The 16,647-nt window shown below is 69.6% G+C and carries 15 protein-coding genes and 2 pseudogenes; 7 read left to right on the top strand and 10 right to left on the bottom strand.

Annotated elements, in window-relative coordinates:
* Positions 1–31 precede the first annotated feature (31 nt).
* Both ACZ48Z_RS18465 and ACZ48Z_RS18460 read right to left on the bottom strand, forming a co-directional pair.
* Complete coding sequence (locus ACZ48Z_RS18465; protein ID WP_468736901.1) at positions 32–1,396, bottom strand: aspartate aminotransferase family protein; 1,365 nt, start codon at positions 1,394–1,396, stop codon at positions 32–34.
* 19 nt (positions 1,397–1,415) lie between these two features.
* Positions 1,416–1,946 (bottom strand): Lrp/AsnC family transcriptional regulator, encoded by a 531-nt coding sequence (locus ACZ48Z_RS18460; protein WP_468736900.1) that lies wholly within the window; start codon positions 1,944–1,946, stop codon positions 1,416–1,418.
* 170 nt (positions 1,947–2,116) lie between these two features.
* Between ACZ48Z_RS18460 and ACZ48Z_RS18455 the strand changes: the two genes are divergently transcribed.
* Positions 2,117–3,556 carry a gamma-aminobutyraldehyde dehydrogenase gene (locus ACZ48Z_RS18455; protein WP_468736899.1) on the top strand — a complete coding sequence of 480 codons (1,440 nt, stop codon included), beginning with the start codon at positions 2,117–2,119 and terminating at the stop codon, positions 3,554–3,556.
* A 343-nt stretch (positions 3,557–3,899) separates the two neighbouring features.
* Complete coding sequence (locus ACZ48Z_RS18450; RefSeq protein ID WP_468736898.1) at positions 3,900–5,090, top strand: polyamine ABC transporter substrate-binding protein; 1,191 nt, start codon at positions 3,900–3,902, stop codon at positions 5,088–5,090.
* A gap of 80 nt (positions 5,091–5,170) precedes the next feature.
* Here the strand turns inward: ACZ48Z_RS18450 and ACZ48Z_RS18445 are convergent, their stop codons facing one another.
* The 4 genes from ACZ48Z_RS18445 to ACZ48Z_RS18430 all read right to left on the bottom strand — a co-directional run bounded on the left by ACZ48Z_RS18445 (position 5,171) and on the right by ACZ48Z_RS18430 (position 8,849).
* The gene (locus ACZ48Z_RS18445; RefSeq protein ID WP_266553268.1) at positions 5,171–5,485 is read right to left on the bottom strand and encodes a hypothetical protein; all 315 of its coding nucleotides are present in this window, start codon (positions 5,483–5,485) and stop codon (positions 5,171–5,173) included.
* 69 nt (positions 5,486–5,554) lie between these two features.
* On the bottom strand, positions 5,555–6,193 hold the full coding sequence (locus tag ACZ48Z_RS18440; RefSeq protein WP_057617470.1) for a TetR/AcrR family transcriptional regulator: 639 nt from the start codon (positions 6,191–6,193) through the stop codon (positions 5,555–5,557).
* A 4-nt stretch (positions 6,194–6,197) separates the two neighbouring features.
* On the bottom strand, positions 6,198–7,325 hold the full coding sequence (locus ACZ48Z_RS18435) for a hypothetical protein (protein ID WP_468736897.1): 1,128 nt from the start codon (positions 7,323–7,325) through the stop codon (positions 6,198–6,200).
* A gap of 15 nt (positions 7,326–7,340) precedes the next feature.
* Positions 7,341–8,849 (bottom strand): FAD-dependent oxidoreductase, encoded by a 1,509-nt coding sequence (locus ACZ48Z_RS18430; protein WP_468736896.1) that lies wholly within the window; start codon positions 8,847–8,849, stop codon positions 7,341–7,343.
* 253 nt (positions 8,850–9,102) lie between these two features.
* On the opposite strand from ACZ48Z_RS18430, the pseudogene ACZ48Z_RS18425 reads away from it, so the two are divergent.
* The 3 genes and pseudogenes from ACZ48Z_RS18425 to ACZ48Z_RS18415 form a co-directional block, all read left to right on the top strand.
* Positions 9,103–9,302: pseudogene (locus ACZ48Z_RS18425) on the top strand (helix-turn-helix domain-containing protein); the annotation flags it as partial.
* Positions 9,303–9,474: 172 nt separating this feature from the next.
* A complete protein-coding gene (locus tag ACZ48Z_RS18420) occupies positions 9,475–9,897 on the top strand; it encodes an SRPBCC family protein (protein ID WP_468736895.1) in 423 nt (140 codons plus the stop codon).
* Between the two features lie 54 nt (positions 9,898–9,951).
* Positions 9,952–10,467: a hypothetical protein gene (locus ACZ48Z_RS18415; protein ID WP_468736894.1), complete on the top strand. Its 516-nt coding sequence runs from the start codon at positions 9,952–9,954 to the stop codon at positions 10,465–10,467.
* Here ACZ48Z_RS18415 and ACZ48Z_RS18410 read toward each other — a convergent pair.
* Positions 10,460–11,614, bottom strand: coding sequence for a serine hydrolase domain-containing protein (locus tag ACZ48Z_RS18410; protein ID WP_468736893.1), 1,155 nt, complete (start codon positions 11,612–11,614; stop codon positions 10,460–10,462). The genes ACZ48Z_RS18415 and ACZ48Z_RS18410 overlap by 8 nt on opposite strands.
* A 287-nt stretch (positions 11,615–11,901) precedes the next feature.
* On the opposite strand from ACZ48Z_RS18410, the gene ACZ48Z_RS18405 reads away from it, so the two are divergent.
* Positions 11,902–13,575, top strand: a complete 1,674-nt coding sequence (locus ACZ48Z_RS18405) for a sigma-70 family RNA polymerase sigma factor (RefSeq protein ID WP_468737111.1) — start codon at positions 11,902–11,904, stop codon at positions 13,573–13,575.
* On the opposite strand, the gene ACZ48Z_RS18400 is transcribed toward ACZ48Z_RS18405, so the two are convergent.
* Positions 13,557–13,916: a winged helix-turn-helix transcriptional regulator gene (locus ACZ48Z_RS18400; protein ID WP_468736892.1), complete on the bottom strand. Its 360-nt coding sequence runs from the start codon at positions 13,914–13,916 to the stop codon at positions 13,557–13,559. The two genes, ACZ48Z_RS18405 and ACZ48Z_RS18400, sit on opposite strands and share 19 nt — an antisense overlap.
* Positions 13,917–13,998: 82 nt before the next feature.
* On the opposite strand from ACZ48Z_RS18400, the gene ACZ48Z_RS18395 reads away from it, so the two are divergent.
* Complete coding sequence (locus tag ACZ48Z_RS18395; protein WP_468736891.1) at positions 13,999–14,595, top strand: NADPH-dependent F420 reductase; 597 nt, start codon at positions 13,999–14,001, stop codon at positions 14,593–14,595.
* Here the strand turns inward: ACZ48Z_RS18395 and ACZ48Z_RS18390 are convergent.
* Together ACZ48Z_RS18390 and ACZ48Z_RS18385 are read right to left on the bottom strand one after the other, a co-directional pair.
* A complete protein-coding gene (locus tag ACZ48Z_RS18390; protein WP_468736890.1) occupies positions 14,580–15,281 on the bottom strand; it encodes a glycerophosphodiester phosphodiesterase in 702 nt (233 codons plus the stop codon). The two genes, ACZ48Z_RS18395 and ACZ48Z_RS18390, sit on opposite strands and share 16 nt — an antisense overlap.
* Before the next feature lie 58 nt (positions 15,282–15,339).
* Positions 15,340–16,469 (bottom strand): annotated as a pseudogene (locus tag ACZ48Z_RS18385) (adenosine deaminase); the annotation flags it as partial.
* Positions 16,470–16,647 lie beyond the last annotated feature (178 nt).

Here is a 16,647-nt window from a genome sequence, read left to right as displayed (position 1 = left end):
CGGGCCCTACTATCGGCTGAACCGCCTGAGGCTAGAGCTTCGTCCAGGCCTCGGTCAGGGTCGCGCGCAGGATCTGCTCGATCTCGTCGAAGGTCCCCTGGTCGGAGATCAGCGGCGGGGCGAGCTGGACGACCGGGTCGCCGCGGTCGTCGGCGCGGCAGTACAGGCCGTTGTCGTAGAGCGCCTTGGAGAGGAAGCCGTACAGGACGCGCTCGGTCTCCTCCTCGTCGAAGGACTCCTTGGTGTGCTTGTCCTTCACGAGTTCGATGCCGTAGAAGAAGCCGTTGCCGCGGACGTCGCCGACGATCGGCAGGTCGTGCAGCTTCTCCAGGGTGGCGCGGAAGGCGCCCTCGTTGTCGAGGACGTGCTGGTTGAGGTTCTCGCGCTCGAACAGGTCGAGGTTGGCGAGGCCCACGGCCGCGGAGACCGGGTGGCCACCGAAGGTGTAGCCGTGCAGGAAGACGTTGTCCTCCTTGTAGAACGGCTCGGCCAGGCGGTCCGAGATGATGCAGGCGCCGATCGGGGAGTAGCCCGAGGTCATGCCCTTGGCGCAGGTGATCATGTCCGGGACGTAGTCGAACTTGTCGCAGGCGAACATGGTGCCGAGGCGGCCGAAGGCGCAGATGACCTCGTCCGAGACCAGCAGCACGTCGTACTTGTCGCAGATCTCGCGGACCCGCTGGAAGTAGCCGGGCGGGGGCGGGAAGCAGCCGCCCGCGTTCTGCACGGGCTCCAGGAAGACCGCGGCGACCGTGTCGGCGCCCTCGAAGAGGATCTCCTGCTCGATCTGGTCGGCGGCCCAGCGGCCGAAGGCCTCCGGGTCGTCACCGAAGAGCGCGGCACGGTAGATGTTGGTGTTCGGGACCTTGTGCGCGCCGGGGACCAGCGGCTCGAAGGGTGCCTTCAGGCCCGGCAGGCCGGTGATCGACAGGGCGCCCTGCGGGGTGCCGTGATAGGCGACCGCGCGGGAGATCACCTTGTACTTGGTGGGCTTGCCGACCAGCTTGAAGTACTGCTTGGCGAGCTTCCAGGCGGTCTCGACCGCCTCGCCGCCGCCGGTGGTGAAGAAGACCTTGTTGAGGTCGCCCGGCGCGTGGTGCGCGAGCCGCTCGGCCAACTCCACGGCCTTCGGGTGCGCGTAGGACCACACCGGGAAGAACGCCAGCTCCTGCGCCTGCTTGAACGCGGCCTCGGCGAGCTCCACCCGGCCGTGACCGGCCTGGACCACGAACAGGCCCGCGAGACCGTCCAGGTAGCGCTTGCCCTTGTCGTCGTAGATGTACGTGCCCTCGCCCCGGACGATGGTGGGGACCGGGGAGTTCTCGTACGAGGACATGCGGGTGAAGTGCATCCACAGGTGGTCGTACGCGGTCTGGCTGAGGTCCTTGGTGCTCACGGTTATCGGGTCCTCACGGTCATCGGGTTCCCCACATGTAGGTCTGCTTCTTGAGCTTCAGATAAACGAAGCTCTCGGTGGAGCGCACTCCGGGAATGGCCCGCATGCGCCGGTTGATGACCTCGAGAAGGTGGTCGTCGTCCTCGCAGACGATCTCCACCATCAGGTCGAAGGACCCGGCGGTCATCACCACGTACTCGCATTCGGACATACCGCTCAGCGCTTCGGCCACGGACTCCACGTCGCCCTCGACGTGCACGCCGACCATCGCCTGGCGCCGGAAGCCCACGGTGAGCGGGTCCGTGACGGCGACGATCTGCATCACGCCCTGGTCGAGCAGCTTCTGGACGCGCTGGCGCACGGCGGCCTCGGAGAGGCCCACGGCCTTGCCGATCGCGGCGTACGGACGGCGGCCGTCCTCCTGGAGCTGCTCGATGATGGCGAGGGAGACGGCGTCCAGGTTCGGGCTGCTGCCGTTCCTGGAGTCGCTCCTGGACTCACGGGAGTCCCTGGGGTCTGCGCTTCGACTGGCCACGACGTCACTGTGCACGACGTCTCGACACTTCCGCAAGGTCGAGGCGATGAAATCCGTCGTTTACGTGACCGAGACCTGCGGATTTCGCAGCGATGACGCGATCGGGGGTGTTGAAAACGTGGGCCTGCCGATTAGGGTGGGTGTCTCAGTCAGTGGACAGTTCCAACCCCTTCAGGAGGCCGGCAGTGAGCACCGAACTGCGTCGTCTGCGTAACCACATCGACGGTGAGTTCCGGGACGCCGCCGACGGACGGACCACCGAGGTGGTCAACCCCGCGACCGGTGAGGCGTACGCGACCGCGCCGCTGTCGGGCCAGGCGGACGTGGACGCCGCGATGGCCGCCGCTGCCGCCGCCTTCCCGGGCTGGCGCGACGTCACCCCCGCCGAGCGGCAGAAAGCCCTCCTGAAGATCGCCGACGCGTTCGAGGAGCGGGCCGAGGAGCTCATCGCGGCCGAGGTGGAGAACACCGGCAAGCCGATCGGGCTCACGCGGTCCGAGGAGATCCCGCCGATGGTCGACCAGATCCGCTTCTTCGCCGGTGCGGCGCGGATGCTGGAGGGGCGCTCCGCCGGTGAGTACATGGAGGGCATGACCTCCATCGTGCGGCGCGAGCCGGTCGGGGTCTGCGCGCAGGTCGCCCCCTGGAACTACCCGATGATGATGGCCGTGTGGAAGTTCGCGCCGGCGATCGCGGCGGGCAACACGGTGGTGCTGAAGCCGTCGGACACGACACCCGCGTCGACCGTCCTGATCGCCGACATCATCGGCTCGATCCTGCCCAAGGGCGTCTTCAACGTCATCACCGGCGACCGGGACACCGGGCGGCTCATGGTCGAGCACCCGACACCGGCGATGGCGTCCATCACGGGCTCGGTGCGGGCCGGGATGTCCGTCGCCGAGTCCGCGTCCAGGGACCTCAAGCGGGTGCACCTGGAGCTGGGCGGCAAGGCCCCGGTCGTCGTCTTCGAGGACACCGACATCGCGAAGGCCGTCGAGGACATCTCGGTGGCGGGCTTCTTCAACGCCGGGCAGGACTGTACGGCGGCCACGCGGGTGCTGGTGCAGTCGTCCATCCACGACGAGTTCGTGGCGGCGCTGGCGAAGGCCGCCGCCGAGACGAAGACCGGGCAGCCCGACGACGAGGACGTGCTGTTCGGTCCCCTCAACAACCCGAACCAGCTGAAGCAGGTCTCCGGGTTCATCGAGCGGCTGCCCGCGCACGCGAAGGTCGAGACCGGGGGCCACCGGGTCGGTGAGCAGGGGTACTTCTACGCGCCGACCGTGGTGTCGGGGCTGAAGCAGGACGACGAGATCATCCAGAACGAGGTGTTCGGGCCCGTCATCACCGTGCAGTCCTTCTCCGACGAGGAGCAGGCCGTGGAGTGGGCCAACGGGGTCGACTACGCGCTCGCCTCCTCCGTGTGGACCAAGGACCACGGCCGTGCCATGCGGATGTCGAAGCGACTGGACTTCGGGTGCGTGTGGATCAACACGCACATTCCGCTGGTCGCGGAGATGCCGCACGGCGGGTTCAAGAAGTCGGGCTACGGCAAGGACCTGTCCGGGTACGGCTTCGACGACTACACGCGGATCAAGCACGTGATGACTTCGTTGGACGGGTAGTTCTTGGGGGTGGGGGTGGGGGTGCGGGTGGTTCTTCGGCTGCGGGTTCGTCGGGGCTGGTCGCGCCCACGCGGCGGAGCCGCAGATGGACACAGCCCCGCGCCCCTTGGGTGGGCTGGGGCTTGCGGCTTTGTGATGGGCCGGTGAGGGGCTTCGGGTGCGTGGGGGCTGGTCGCGCCCACGCGGCGGAGCCGCAGATGGACACAGCCCCGCGCCCCCTTCGGGGAGTTGGGGCTACCGGCGTCGGGAGGGGCTGGATGCTCGACAGGGTGTCCGTCGTGTCCCGGGGCGCTCGACGCTGCGTCGATTGTCGGCGCGCTGTCCCGGGCGGCATGCTGCGGCCATGCCACTCGTACCGAGGACGTCCCCGCTCTCCCGTAGGACCTTGCTGCGCGCGCTCGGCGGTGGGGCGGTGCTGGGCGGTCTCGGCGGCTGTGGCGTGCCCGCCGCGTACGTGGGCGCGAGCGACCGGGCCGTCTCCGATCGCTCCGCCACCGACAAGCGGTTGACCTGGGCGAACTGGCCGCTCTACATCGACACGGACGACGACGACTCGACGAAGCGGCCGACGCTGGACGCGTTCGAGGAGCGGACCGGGATCTCCGTCGACTACGTCGAGGAGATCAACGACAACGACGAGTTCTTCGGCAAGATCAGCCCGGCGCTGATGAACCACCAGCAGACCGGCCGCGATCTGATCGTCATGAGCGACTGGATGTGCGCACGGTTCGTGCGGCTCGGCTGGGTCCAGGAGATGGACCGGGCGAACCAGCCGAACGTCACGAAGTACCTTGACCCGCTGCTGCGTTCACCCGTCTTCGACCCCGGCCGCAAGCACACCGTGCCGTGGCAGTCGGGCATCACCGGAATCGCGTACGACCACAAGAAACTGGGCCGCGAGATCCGGCACGTGAAGGACCTCTGGGCGAGTGACCTCAAGGGCCGGGTCACCCTGCTGTCCGGCCTCGACGAGGCCTTCGCGCTGCTCATGCAGGGCAATGGCGTCGACATCACCACGTGGACGGCGGACGACTTCCACGAGGTCTGCGACCAGGTCGAGAAATACGTCAGGAACGGCCAGATCCGCCGCTTCACCGGCAACGACTACACCAAGGACCTCGTCACCGGCGACGTCCTGGCCTGCCAGGCCTACTCGGGCGACGTGATCCAGCTCCAGGCCGACAACCCCGACATCCGCTTCGTCGTCCCCGAGGAGGGCGCGGAGCTCTGGTCGGACTCCCTGATGATCCCCGACCGGGCCCTCCACAAGGCCAACGCCGAACGCCTCGTCGACTACTACTACGACCCCGAGGTCGCCGCCGAACTCGCCGCCTGGGTCAACTACGTCTGCCCCGTCCCCGCCGCACAGGACGTCCTGGCCTCCTCGAAGGACTGGGACACCGCCGCCCTCGCCGAGAACCCGTTGATCTTCCCGGACGCGGAGATGCGCAGGCGGCTGGTGATCGCGCGGGACATCACGTCGAAGGAGCGGGTGGAGTACGCGAAGCGGTGGAACGCGATCGTGGGGTTGTGACGGCAGGGCGGGGTTTTTGTGACGAGGATTTTTAGTTGGCACAAAAGAGGGATGGTTGGTATCAAGATCACCGCCATTTCTCAGAGGTGACGGCGCATCACCTCGATGCACGTGGCTCGGGCCGTATTCGATCGGTCCCGGGGGTACGGGATTCCGAGATTCATGCCGCTGTCGGTGGTGATCGGTGGCTGCTGCCAGGCGAGGCTCATCTGCGCGCCGGACTCGGCTCGCGCCGTTGCCACGAGGGCCGCATAGGGGCCTGCCACGGTTGTGGCCTCGATCTGGAGCCATGCCTGGTGGAAGGCCATGCGAGCGAGCAGGCCGCTGACCTCGTCGGTCAGTTGTTGTCGTACGGCGGAGGAGGACTCGGGTCGGCGCCGTATGCGGTACGGCATTTCCAGGTACTCCTCAACCGCCGTCAGGGCCTCTGCGCAGGTCTTGGCCCGGCGTTCCTGCCTCTTACGTCACCGGGTGAGTGTTGAAGAACGTGGGTGCGCGGATGCCGATGTCCGGGACAGCGCCGGGGCCAGCCAGCGGTTGAGGAAGGTGCGGAGCCGGGTTTCGTCCTGCAGTGGCTCGCTGGGGTGCTGCAGCAGCGACGTGAGGAGTCGCATGATGATCTCGGCGAGGCCGTTGAGGTCGTCCTCGTCGATGTCGGCGGCGGCCCAGTCGACGGGGAAGCGCTGCAGCATCTTGGCGCCGTAGGCGATGGTTTCCCTGGTGGTGGTGCCGCGGCCGAAGGCGGTGGTGTCTCCGAGTTGCAGCAGAAGGCTCAGGCGTGGCTCGGTGGGGATGGTCCGTACGCAGAAGACCATGCCTTCGACCACGGCTTCGGCCGGGTCGGTGGTCCCTTGCAGGTGCGCGATCATCAGGTCGACGAACGACTCGGCGCCCTGGGCCGCCACCTCGCCGATGATGTCGCTGATGCGGCCGAAGTGGCGGTAGACGGTCTGGCGGGTGACGCCGAGCTCGCCGGCGACGTCGGACAGGGTCGTCTTCGTGACGCCGTGCCTGTCGATGCAGCGAGCGGTCGCGTCGATGATGCGCTGCCGGGCCTCCGCGTCCGATGCGGGAGGCCGGCCTCCCCAGCCGTGATGCCCCATGGGCTCAGGATTGCACAGGCTCTGTGGTCTGCCGGGACATGGTCGCGCGGAGTACGGCCACGATGAGTCCGGTTGCGGCTACGGTGCACAGCACGGTGTACCACAGGCTGCCGATCGGTGTGCCCTGCTCGGTGATGCCATTGGCCGCCGCGAAGTAGGCCGGCAACGCGGCCAGCCAGAGGACGATGTGGACGCCGAGGTACAGCGCCGGATAGATCCGCGCGAACAGCGGCGATGCCACCGGAGCCGGATCTGTTCGCCGCGCGCGCCAGGCGTCCGCGAGAAGGTGGAGGCCGACGATCCAGACCAGGGCGAGCTCGGCACCGAGGATGGCCTGCTGGATCCCCAGGTGGTCCCCACCGCGGAAGATGTTGCTGGGGACGCCGGCGACCGCCATCGCCAACGGTGTCAGGGCGCCGGCGGCCACGGTGCGCAGGCTGATCTGCCGGCCGGTGAGCGTGCCGCGGCCGTCCTTCGCGCCGACCAGCCGGACGACCAGGTAGGTCATCGCACCGAAGGACACGGAGGCGAACAGGAACATGCTGTTCATCGGGACCGAGGCGAGTGCCGGCTTGTTGATCATTTCGTTGCCGGGGTTCCAGGCCCACCACTTCAGCTGAGGTCCGAGCTGATCGAAGATCTCGTAGAACGCCTGGCAGGCGAACGCGACCGCCAGCGAACCGAGAAGGAGCCCCCGTCGCGCGAAGACGCCGAGAACACGGACCACCTCGTAGGCGAGCTGCGACAGCGCCGGGTAGAAGGCCACTATGTAGAGCGGCAGCCGGTCGTACATGAACTGCACGGTGAACACGTTGTGGGAGAAAATGAACCCGACGTGCTCCTCCAGGCCGAACCAGCCCGGGAAATAGAGCGGCGGCTCGATCACCGCCAGGTAGACGAGCGAGGCGAACCACAGGGAGATGTTGACCGGGTCGCCGTCGCGCCGCCACCGCCGCCACGCATGGACGAGGGCGAAGACCGCACCGCCGATGATGAGCAGTTCGAGGAACGGCATGGTGCCGTTCTCGAGACCGAACGGGTTGCGGAAGTCCACGACGGGATCGGCGTCATGGCAGGAGAAGCCGAGCCTTCCAGCGAGGCGCTCGGCCGCCGAGTCGCATGAATAGCTCATTCCTCGCTCCTCGGGTCAGTCATTGACGAGGTCGGTCTCGGCGTACGGCGAGCTGCCGGCGCGGGTCAGGCCGGTGAAGTCGGTGCCGGGCGGATCCTGCTGATCATCGAATCCGCCGGGCACGACCGTGCGTCCGAGCCGCTGACGCACCTTGTAGCGCGCGATGCCGAACCAGAACCGCACATCGGTGGTCATCTCCCTGAGTGACATGTCGAGGTTGAAGACCTGGGCGAACGTCCGCTCGACGTAGGCGTCCTCGCGGCTCGTGGCGTTGATGGCGTTGAAGACCGGCCAGCTGAGGCGTGCGGCCAGCTTGCGGCGCCAGGGAGCGACGACCTCACTCCCGGTCGCGAAGTCATATGCCTGGTCACGGGCCATCGCGAGCATCCAGGGAACGTCGAGTGACTTCTTCTGTCGGGTGAGGAACTCGCGGAAGAAGGCGAGGTCGAGGACGTCGTGGCCGTGCAGCATCTCGGCGAGGATGAGAGCGGAGCGGGCCGCCGAGCTCATCCCCTGGGCGTAGAACGGGTTGAACGCGCAGATCGAGTCACCGACGCAGACCAGCCCGAGCGGGGGCTGGTCGAGCAGGTCGAAACGGCGCCATTTGTTGCCGGTCGAACGAGTGAGGTGCACCCCGGAGGTCGGAGTGCAGGCACGCGTCGCCTGCCCGAAGGAGCTGGCCCGCACGCGGTCCACCGCGGCCTCGAAGTTGTCGACCTCGCGGGGCATCCGGATGCCCCACGCCCCCATGCACACGATGGCGCGGTCCCCCTCGATCGGGAAGAAGTTGCTGAGGAACTCGTGTTCTTCGGGATGGTCGCCGGTGTCCTGGGTCGGAGTGACGACCAGGTGCTTCCACCACCACGCCGGTGGACGCCGGTCGGCGGGCGGCAGGTCGTACCACCTCGACGTGTAGGTGACCTTGGCGTCGAGAGTCTTCTCCGGCGGCGCCGGCCATCCCGCCGTGCTCAGCCAGTCGGCGACGGAGGAGCCGCGCCCCAGCGCGTCGACGACCAGGTCGGCGGAGAGGTGGCCCGAGTCGTCGCCCGCGCGGTACTCGACTCCCTCGACGTGCCCGCGCGCGGTGCCGCCCCTGGTGGTACGAAGTCCGGTGACGGTCACGCCCTCGCGGATCTCGATGGCCGAGAGCTCACGGACCTTGTCGCGCAGGACCCGTTCGATGAGCACACGCGAGCTGTAGATCATCGTCATCGAACCGGCCTTGCGCGGGGCCCAGCCGGCGTGCTCGCAGTACGCCGCGTCCATCGCCGGCATCAGGCGCATCCCGCCCGCGGCGATCAGTGCCTCCTCGAACCCAGGAAAGATCTCGCCGATCGCGCGACGCCCGGAGTTGAGGAGGAAGTGCGGGTGCTTGCTCTGTGGCACGCCCCGCCGATGCTGCGCGTCCGGCGGGAGCCGGTCCCGCTCCAGGACGATCACCTCGTCGAAATGCCTCGCGAGCACTCCTGCGGCGCACAGCCCCGCCACGCTACCGCCGAGCACCACAGCCGTCTTTCCCCGCATAGTGACTCCATTCATACATGTCATGACTGAATGTATGAGCGGGGGGAAGCTAACAGGTGCGGCCTGAACATGCCACCCTTCCCGCGAGACGTCGGGTCCGGCGGAGTGACCTCCCACGGTCCAGCCGGGGCGACGGCCGGCTGGGACGCCCACGTGGCCTTTGGTGTAGGGAGGACCGCCGCTCCGCTTCCGGTCGATGCCCATGACCGGTGTCAGTTCTCATCGAGCGTGTTTCAACCTGAAGTTGCGCTTACTGATCTCTTCGGGGTGTTGTCGGGTGACGCGTGGTGATCCCTGCGAGCGGATCCGGTATGAGGCGGGTGAGCGGTTCGCTCGTGGCGAGAAGAACCCGGTGATCGCGAAGGATCTGCGGGTCAGGGAGCGTCGGCGGAGCGCTGGCGGCGGGCCTGGCGGCAGGGCGAGATGGATGCCCTGGCCTCCGCGGGGCCGCCGAACAGGGACGCGGGCGTCGGCACCAGCAGTCGTACCGCCGGGTTTCCGTCGCGGCGCACCCGGTGCAGCGGCCAGATGCGTACCAGCGTGGCGACGGCGTGCGCCGACCCGCCGGGGGTATCCGCACCGCACCCGCCGGACCGGCCCGGCCCGTCAGAAGGAGAGGTACCGCATGTCCGCGTCGCTCGTGGAAACGGTCGATATCGAGGCTCCCGTCAGTGTCGCGTGGGCGCTGTGGAGCGATGTGAACCGGTGGCCGTCCTTTCTGAGCCATGTACGTCTGGTGGAACGGCTGGACGAGCGCCGCTTCGCCTGGCAGCTGCAACTGCCCGGCGCCGACAAGAACTTCGTCGCCGAGGTCACCGAGGTCATCCCGGAGGAACGCATCGCCTGGCACACCGTGGAGGGGGTCCATCACGCGGGCGTCGTCACCTTCCACCGGCTCGGTGACACGTCCAGCCGCGTGACGCTGCAGATCGAGTACGACCCGAAGGGCTTCGTCGAGCACCTGGGCGCGCTCACCAACCTGGACTCGGCCCTCGCCAACTACGACCTCGGCGAGTTCCAGAAACTGGCGGAGACGGCGGCTTCCTGACGCCGTACGGCAATTGTTTTTGAACGTGTTCAACAACAGGCGTACGCTGCTGCCATGAGCGACAGAGCCGCCCAACTCAGGGGCATCCGCGCATGGCTGGCCTTCTTCGTCGTCTGCCTGGTGCTCAGCGGTGCCACGGCCTTCCCCCTGGTCCACGAACTGCGCTGGACCGAGGACCTGCTGCGCCACCTGCCCACGCCGGACGCCCTCATGGACTGGATCACGCGCGTCCGGCGCGGGCTCGACACCGCCGACTCCGACTACCCGTTCCTGCTCTACGGGACGGACTGGCTGGCCTTCGCGCACCTGGTCATCGCGGTCGCCTTCTACGGCCCCTACCGCGACCCGGTCCGCAACATCTGGGTCGTCGAGTTCGCGATGATCGCCTGCGCCGGGATCATCCCGCTCGCGCTGATCTGCGGTCCGATCCGGGGCATCCCCTTCTGGTGGAGCGTGATCGACATGGCGTTCGGGGTGCTCGGAGTCGTCCCGCTGTACGTCGTACGGAAGAGGATCAAGCGGCTGGAGGCGTTCACCGCACCGAACTCGTCGGCGGTGCCCGCTACTTGATCGCGGCCGTGATGATCCGGCCGATGACCGGGTTCGCGTTCTCGCTCTTCGCGTCGGTGGAGTTGACCGAGTGGACGACCGTGCGGCTCAGGTCGCGGGTGGCGGCGATCACCGAGTTGTAGCCGTACCGGCCACCGGTCTTGACCCAGTAGACCTTCCCGTCCGACTCGTAGCGCTGGAGCCCGGCGCTGTAGCTCGCGCCGGGGATGTCGGCCGGGACGGTGAACATCTCCTCCAGTTGCGGCTCCGGGACGATCCGGCCCCGGAAGAGGGCGGTGAGCAGGCGCTCCAGGTCCGCGGTCGTGGAGATCATGTCCCCGGCGGCGAACCGGTCCGCCTGGTTCCAGTCGGTGACGTCCACGAACTCCGTCGTCCCGTCGGCCCTCTTCACCGCCTGGTAGCCCCGGTTGTGCGGACCGAGGATGCGCGGGTCGGTGCCCGGGAAGTACGTGTCCCGCATCCCGGCCGGCGCCAGCACCAGCCGCGTGACCCCGGAGGCGTACGACCGCCCGGTCACCCGCTCGATCAGCAGGCCGAGGAACGTGTAGTTGATGTTGAGGTAGTGCTGCTCCTTCCCCGGCCCGAACTCCGGCTTCTTCGCACCCGCGGACGCGGCGACCCGCTGCGGGGGCAGTGTGTCGAAGCGGTGGGCGTACACCTCCTCGAAGGTGGTGCCGAGGCCGTCGCCCGCCGGGATGCCGCTGGTGTGGTTGAGCAGCTGCCGGACGGTGACCGGCCGGAACCGCCTGCCGAGGAGGCCGGGAAGGTAGTGCTGGACCGGGGTGTCCAGGTCGATCCGGCCCATGGCCGCCAGCCGCAGTACGGCAGCCGCCGTCACCACCTTCGTCGTGGACCCGGCCCGGAACCGTCCGTTCGGGTCGGCGGCCCGTCCGCTCGCCAGGTCGTGCACGCCCGAAGCGCCGTGCCAGGTGCCGCCGCACCCCCCGATCCGCACCAGGGCCGCGGTGGCATTCGCGTCGGGAAGCCCCGCGATCGCCGCGTGCAGCGCCTCGGCATCCGGTGCGGAGGTGCTGCACGCGGAGGCGGGGGCAGAGGTGGCGGCGGACGCGGACGCCGCCAGTGGGGCGGCGCCCAGGGCGAGGGTGACGGAGGCGGCGAGGACCGTCCTGCGGCGGAGGGCGGACATGCGGCGGCTCCAGGAGTGTCGGGGTGTCGTGGTGTCCGTGTTCATCCTGAGGCGCCGCGACGGACCCGGGATCGTCGAGGAGGAGGTGCCGGACCCTGGTCCCTACCCCGAGCAACTGCCGGTGAAATAGGGGGAGTTGCAGGGGGGAACCCCTAGGGGTGCAGAAAAGTGTTATCGCGGAGTCCTTCACTCCGTCTCCACGCTGTGATCCCCGACATAGCCAACATCACCGGCTCGCCCGAGAGTGTGCCTGCGGAAACGACGTGACAACGGCCCGGAAGGACGACGTGGACACGCGGCAGTGGCGCGACACCATCGCGGCGGCACAGGACGGCGACCGGCGTGCGCTGGACGAGCTCGTCGAGGGCTGGCTGCCGCTGGTGTACAACATCGTCGGCCGGGCCCTGAACGGCCACGCCGACGTCGACGACGTCGTCCAGGAGACCATGCTGCGGGCCGTCGACCACCTCGGCAGCCTGCGCGACCCGGACAGCTTCCGGTCCTGGCTGGTCGCCATCGCCATGCGCCAGATACGGGACCGGGCTCGCCGCCGAACCTCCGCCCCGCTGGACGAGTCGGCCGCGCGCGATGCCGCCGACTTCGCCGAACTCACCGTACTGAGACTCCAGTTGGAGGGGCAGCGGCGCGAGGTCGCGGAGGCGGCGCGCTGGCTCGACGACGAGGACCGGCAACTGCTCTCCCTGTGGTGGCTGGAGGTCGCCGGCGAGCTCACCCGGCGTGAGCTGGCCGCCGCCGTCGGCATCAGCCGGCAGCACGCCGCCGTGCGCGTCCAGCGGATGAAGGAGCGCCTGGAGACCTCCCGCGGCATCGTCCGCGCCCTCGACGGCGCCTGCCCGGACCTGCGCGAACTGACCGCTCGCTGGAACGGCCGCCCCGACTCCGTCTGGCGCAAGCGGCTCGCCCGGCACCTCCGCGGCTGCGGCTACTGCGGCGACACCCGCGACCCCGTCGTACCGGCCGAGCGGCTCCTCGTCGGAATCGCGCTGGTGCCGGTCCCCGTCGGGTTCACGCTCTCGCTGGCCCTCGGCGGCAAGACGGCCGCGGCGGCCACGGTCGCGTCCGTGAGCTGGTCCGCGAAGGTGATGAGCGCGCTCACCCAGCCCGTCCTCGCGGCCACCGCGGGGGCGACGATCGTCGCGGGCGGCGCGTACGTCGTCACCCAGACGCCGGACACCCCGCCGCCGCGTGCGGTGCTCGCCCCCACGGCGGCGAGCACGTACCGGGCACCGGCCGCGGCTCCCACGCCGTCGGCGTCCCCCTCACCGTCCTCGTCCCCCTCGCCCTCGCCCTCGGCGACACCGACCAGGGCGGTCCGCTACGGCAGCGTCGTCGACGCCGTCGACCGGGCACCGGACCCCCGCACCCCGCCCGCCGCCCTGCCGCACCGGCCCGAGACCGGCATCACCAGCACCGGCGGGGCGCACGCCGTCATGAACCACCGCGGGGACGCCGTCACGCTCACGGGCAAGGGCTATGTCCTGGTCCGCTGGCAGATCTCACCGCAGTACCGGTCCGGCAGCCTGGTCATGCCGTCCTGGACCGGCCTCAAGGGCGAGCTCTTCCACGTGGCCTCGGGCGGCGGACGCCGCATGGACGACCCCGTCAGCGCCACCGACCCCACCGCGACCGGCATGGGCGACTCGGCCACCGGCTACGCCGTCCCGCCCTCCGGCACCCAGCAGATGTGGCAGAACGAGTACTTCTACCTCGACGGCGGCGTCACCCTCACCGTGAACGAACGCGGCGCCGACTACGGCCTCAGCGTCTTCCCCTCCACCTGGGACGCGGCAGAGAAGGACATCACCACCGGCCCCGACCAGGGCGCGAAGCGCTACGGCCTGGTCCGCGACACCGGCAAGGACGACACCCCCGTGCCGCAGTACCTGACACGGTCGACCCCGGCCGACCCGGCGACCGTCGCTCAGGAGTCCCGCGTGTAGCGCTCCTGCGCCTCCACCACCTCGTCCCCGTGATCGTGCGCCCAGACACCGAAGGCCTCGATCGGCGGGAGCAACGTCCGCCCCAGCTCCGTCAGTTCGTACTCCACGCGGGGCGGTGAGCCGCCGTACGCCCGCCGTGCGACGAGTCCGTTGGACTCCAGCCTGCGCAGGGTCTCCGTCAGCACCTTCTGGCTGATCCCGCCGACGCGCGCCCGCAGCTCACCGGGACGTCCCGGTCCGTCCTTGAGAGCCCAGATCAGCACGGGATTCCAGGTGTTGGAGACCAGGTCGAAGGCGAGCCGGGTGCGGCAGTCGGCCAGGAAGGCCGGGTCGATGGTCACGTACCGAATGGTGCCCGAGCGGCTCCCTACTGTCGTGGGAGATCCGGAGAAACGGCAGATCCGGGCAACAGGAGGAGGCGTCATGCGGGTGGGAATCATCGGCCGGGGCGGCATGGCGGACGCGCTGGGCACACAGTGGCGGCGGGCCGGGCACGAGGTGGTCGCCGGGAGCCGCTCGGACGGCGGGCTGCGGAAGGCGGCCGAGGCGGGGACGGACGCGGTGCTGCTCGCGGTGCCGTACGAGGCGGTGGTCGAGGTCGTCGAAGGGCTGGGGGAGGCGCTGCGGGGGAAGGTGCTGATCGACTGCACCAACCCGGTCGGCCGCGACTTCGGCCTGCTCACGGCGGGCGGCCCCTCGGCCGCCGAACGCATCGCCTCCGCCGCGCCCTCGGCCCACGTGGTGAAGGCCTTCAACCTGTGCCATGAGAACGTCTGGCGGCTGACCCCGCCCGTCTTCGACGGCCGCCCGCTCGCGGTGCCGCTGTGCGGGGACGACGAGGGGGCCCTGACCGTCGTACGACGACTCGTCCGCGACCTGGGTTGCGAACCGCTCGACGCCGGGGGACTGGACCGGGCGGGCCTCGTGGAGGCGACCGCCGCGCTGCTGATCCGGCTGTGGGTCGGGGAGGGGGCGGACGCGCAGGCGATCGCGCCCCCGCTGGCTCACTCCGGCAGCTGACGTGCCTGCGCCCGCAGCGCGCACAGCACGTCCACGCGGTTCGTCGTGATCGAGTCGACGCCGGCGGCGGCAAGGCGGCGCATCGAACGGCGGGTGTCGGGGGTCCAGACGGAGATCAGGTAACCGTCGGCGTGGGTGCGGTCGGCCAGGGTCCTGTCGACCAGGCCGAAACGGTAGTTGAGCCAGCGGGGCTTCACCGCGTCCAGGAGAGTGGGGCGCGGGGGTGCGAGGGTCGTCCAGGTGAGCGCGATCTCGGCGGACGGGTCGGCTCCGCGTACGGCGAGCATCGCGGTGGCGTCGGCGCAGTAGTAGACGCGGTCCTGCGCGCCGCACTCACGGACGACGTCGACGATGCGGCGGGCCACACGGACCTCCGAGGTGCCGGGCAGGTCGAGCATCAGACGGTGCCCGTCGGTGGCCCGCAGTGCCTCCGCGAGGGTCGGCACCCGGCCCTCCGTCAGCCCTCGCACCTCGTCCGCCGACAGGGACCGCAGAGGCCGGTCGTGCTCCCACAGCCGCTTCAGCGTCCGGTCGTGCAGCAGGACCGGCACGCCGTCCCTGGTGAGCCGTACGTCGATCTCCACCGCGTCCGCGCCCAGGTCGAGCGCGGCACGCAGGGAGCCGATCGTGTTCTCACGGACGCGGTAGGGGTCGCCGCGGTGTGCCACGGCTGTCAGCTTGTGCATGCGTCCATTGTGGTGGGCCGAGGGGGTGGGCCCGTGGGGGTGGGCTCAGGGAGTGGGCTCAGAGGGCGGGCCAGGCAGTGGTGTAGGTGTCGATCTCGTCCCTGATCCTGGCCTTGCCCTGTTCGTCCAGGAAGGACGCGTCGACCGCGTTCTTCGCGAGGTCGGCCAGGCCCCGTTCGTCGAGGTCCAGGAGCCTCGCCGCCACCGCGTACTCGCCGTTCAGGTCCGTGCCGAACATCGGGGGGTCGTCGGAGTTGATCGTGACGACGATCCCGGCCTTCACGAACTCCTTGACCGGGTGCTCGTCGAGGGTGCGGACGGCCCGGGTGGCGATGTTGGACGTCGGGCACACCTCCAGCGGGATGCGGTGCTCGGCGAGGTGGGCGAGGAGCTTCGGGTCCTGGAAGGAGTGCGTGCCGTGGCCGATGCGTTCGGCGCGGAGGTGGGTGAGGGCGTCCCACACCGTCTCCGGGCCCGTCGTCTCGCCGGCGTGCGGGACCGAGTGCAGGCCCGCTGCGATCGCCCGGTCGAAGTACGGCTTGAACTGGGGCCGGGGGACGCCGACTTCGGGGCCGCCGAGGCCGAACGAGACGAGGCCCTCCGGGCGGACGCGGTCGTCGGTGGCGAGCCGTGCCGTCTCCTCGGCAGCCTCCAGGCCCGCCTCGCCGGGGATGTCGAAACACCAGCGCAGTACGGTGCCGAACTCCTTCTCCGCCGCCTTGCGGGCGTCCTCGATCGCGTCCATGAACGCGCGCTCCTCGATGCCGCGGCGGGTCGAGGAGAACGGTGTGATCGTGAGCTCGGCGTAGCGGACCTGCTGGCGGGCGAGGTCCCTTGCGACCTCGTAGGTCAGGAGCCGTACGTCCTCGGGGGTGCGGATCAGGTCCACGACGCTGAGGTACACGTCGATGAAGTGGGCGAAGTCCGTGAAGGTGAAGTAGTCGACGAGGGCTTCGGGGTCGGTGGGGACCTTGGAGTCGGGGTGGCGGGCGGCCAGTTCGGAGACGATGCGGGGGGAGGCGGAGCCGACGTGGTGGACGTGGAGTTCGGCCTTGGGCAGGCCGGCGATGAAGGCGTGCAGGTGGTCGGTCGTCGTCATGGGGGCCTCCCCTTGCTGGGCGCCGGGCACGGTGGTGGGTGTGGTGCGGCGCGGTGATCGGCTGATCGATGCGGTTCATCGTAGGCGGGGGTGCCTGCGGCGGCCTGTGCGGGTTCGGTGGGGGCGGGCGTTGTGTGCGCAGTTCCCCGCGCCCCTGAGTGCGTGCGGTTCGGTGGGTGGGTCGGGGGCGGGGTGGGGGGTGTCCGTCCTCGGTCCGGCGGCTCGGTTGCTTGAGCAGTGCTCGGTTCCGGACGCCGGCCGCTGCGG

This window comes from Streptomyces sp. NPDC031225 (assembly GCF_055570355.1).
Note: the sequence above shows the minus strand (reverse complement) of the source record. Positions and strands in the feature narration are given on the sequence as shown.

Excerpts from the sequence above, each read along its gene's own strand:
- ACZ48Z_RS18445 (WP_266553268.1), bottom strand. The coding sequence starts at position 5,485 with ATGCCGTACCGCATACGGCGCCGACCCGAGTCCTCCTCCGCCGTACGA.
- ACZ48Z_RS18435 (WP_468736897.1), bottom strand. The coding sequence starts at position 7,325 with ATGAGCTATTCATGCGACTCGGCGGCCGAGCGCCTCGCTGGAAGGCTC.
- ACZ48Z_RS18390 (WP_468736890.1), bottom strand. The coding sequence starts at position 15,281 with ATGCACAAGCTGACAGCCGTGGCACACCGCGGCGACCCCTACCGCGTC.
- ACZ48Z_RS18420 (WP_468736895.1), top strand. The coding sequence starts at position 9,475 with ATGTCCGCGTCGCTCGTGGAAACGGTCGATATCGAGGCTCCCGTCAGT.
- ACZ48Z_RS18395 (WP_468736891.1), top strand. The coding sequence starts at position 13,999 with ATGCGGGTGGGAATCATCGGCCGGGGCGGCATGGCGGACGCGCTGGGC.
- ACZ48Z_RS18410 (WP_468736893.1), bottom strand. The coding sequence starts at position 11,614 with ATGTCCGCCCTCCGCCGCAGGACGGTCCTCGCCGCCTCCGTCACCCTC.
- ACZ48Z_RS18440 (WP_057617470.1), bottom strand. The coding sequence starts at position 6,193 with ATGGGGCATCACGGCTGGGGAGGCCGGCCTCCCGCATCGGACGCGGAG.
- ACZ48Z_RS18430 (WP_468736896.1), bottom strand. The coding sequence starts at position 8,849 with ATGCGGGGAAAGACGGCTGTGGTGCTCGGCGGTAGCGTGGCGGGGCTG.
- ACZ48Z_RS18450 (WP_468736898.1), top strand. The coding sequence starts at position 3,900 with ATGCCACTCGTACCGAGGACGTCCCCGCTCTCCCGTAGGACCTTGCTG.
- ACZ48Z_RS18415 (WP_468736894.1), top strand. The coding sequence starts at position 9,952 with ATGAGCGACAGAGCCGCCCAACTCAGGGGCATCCGCGCATGGCTGGCC.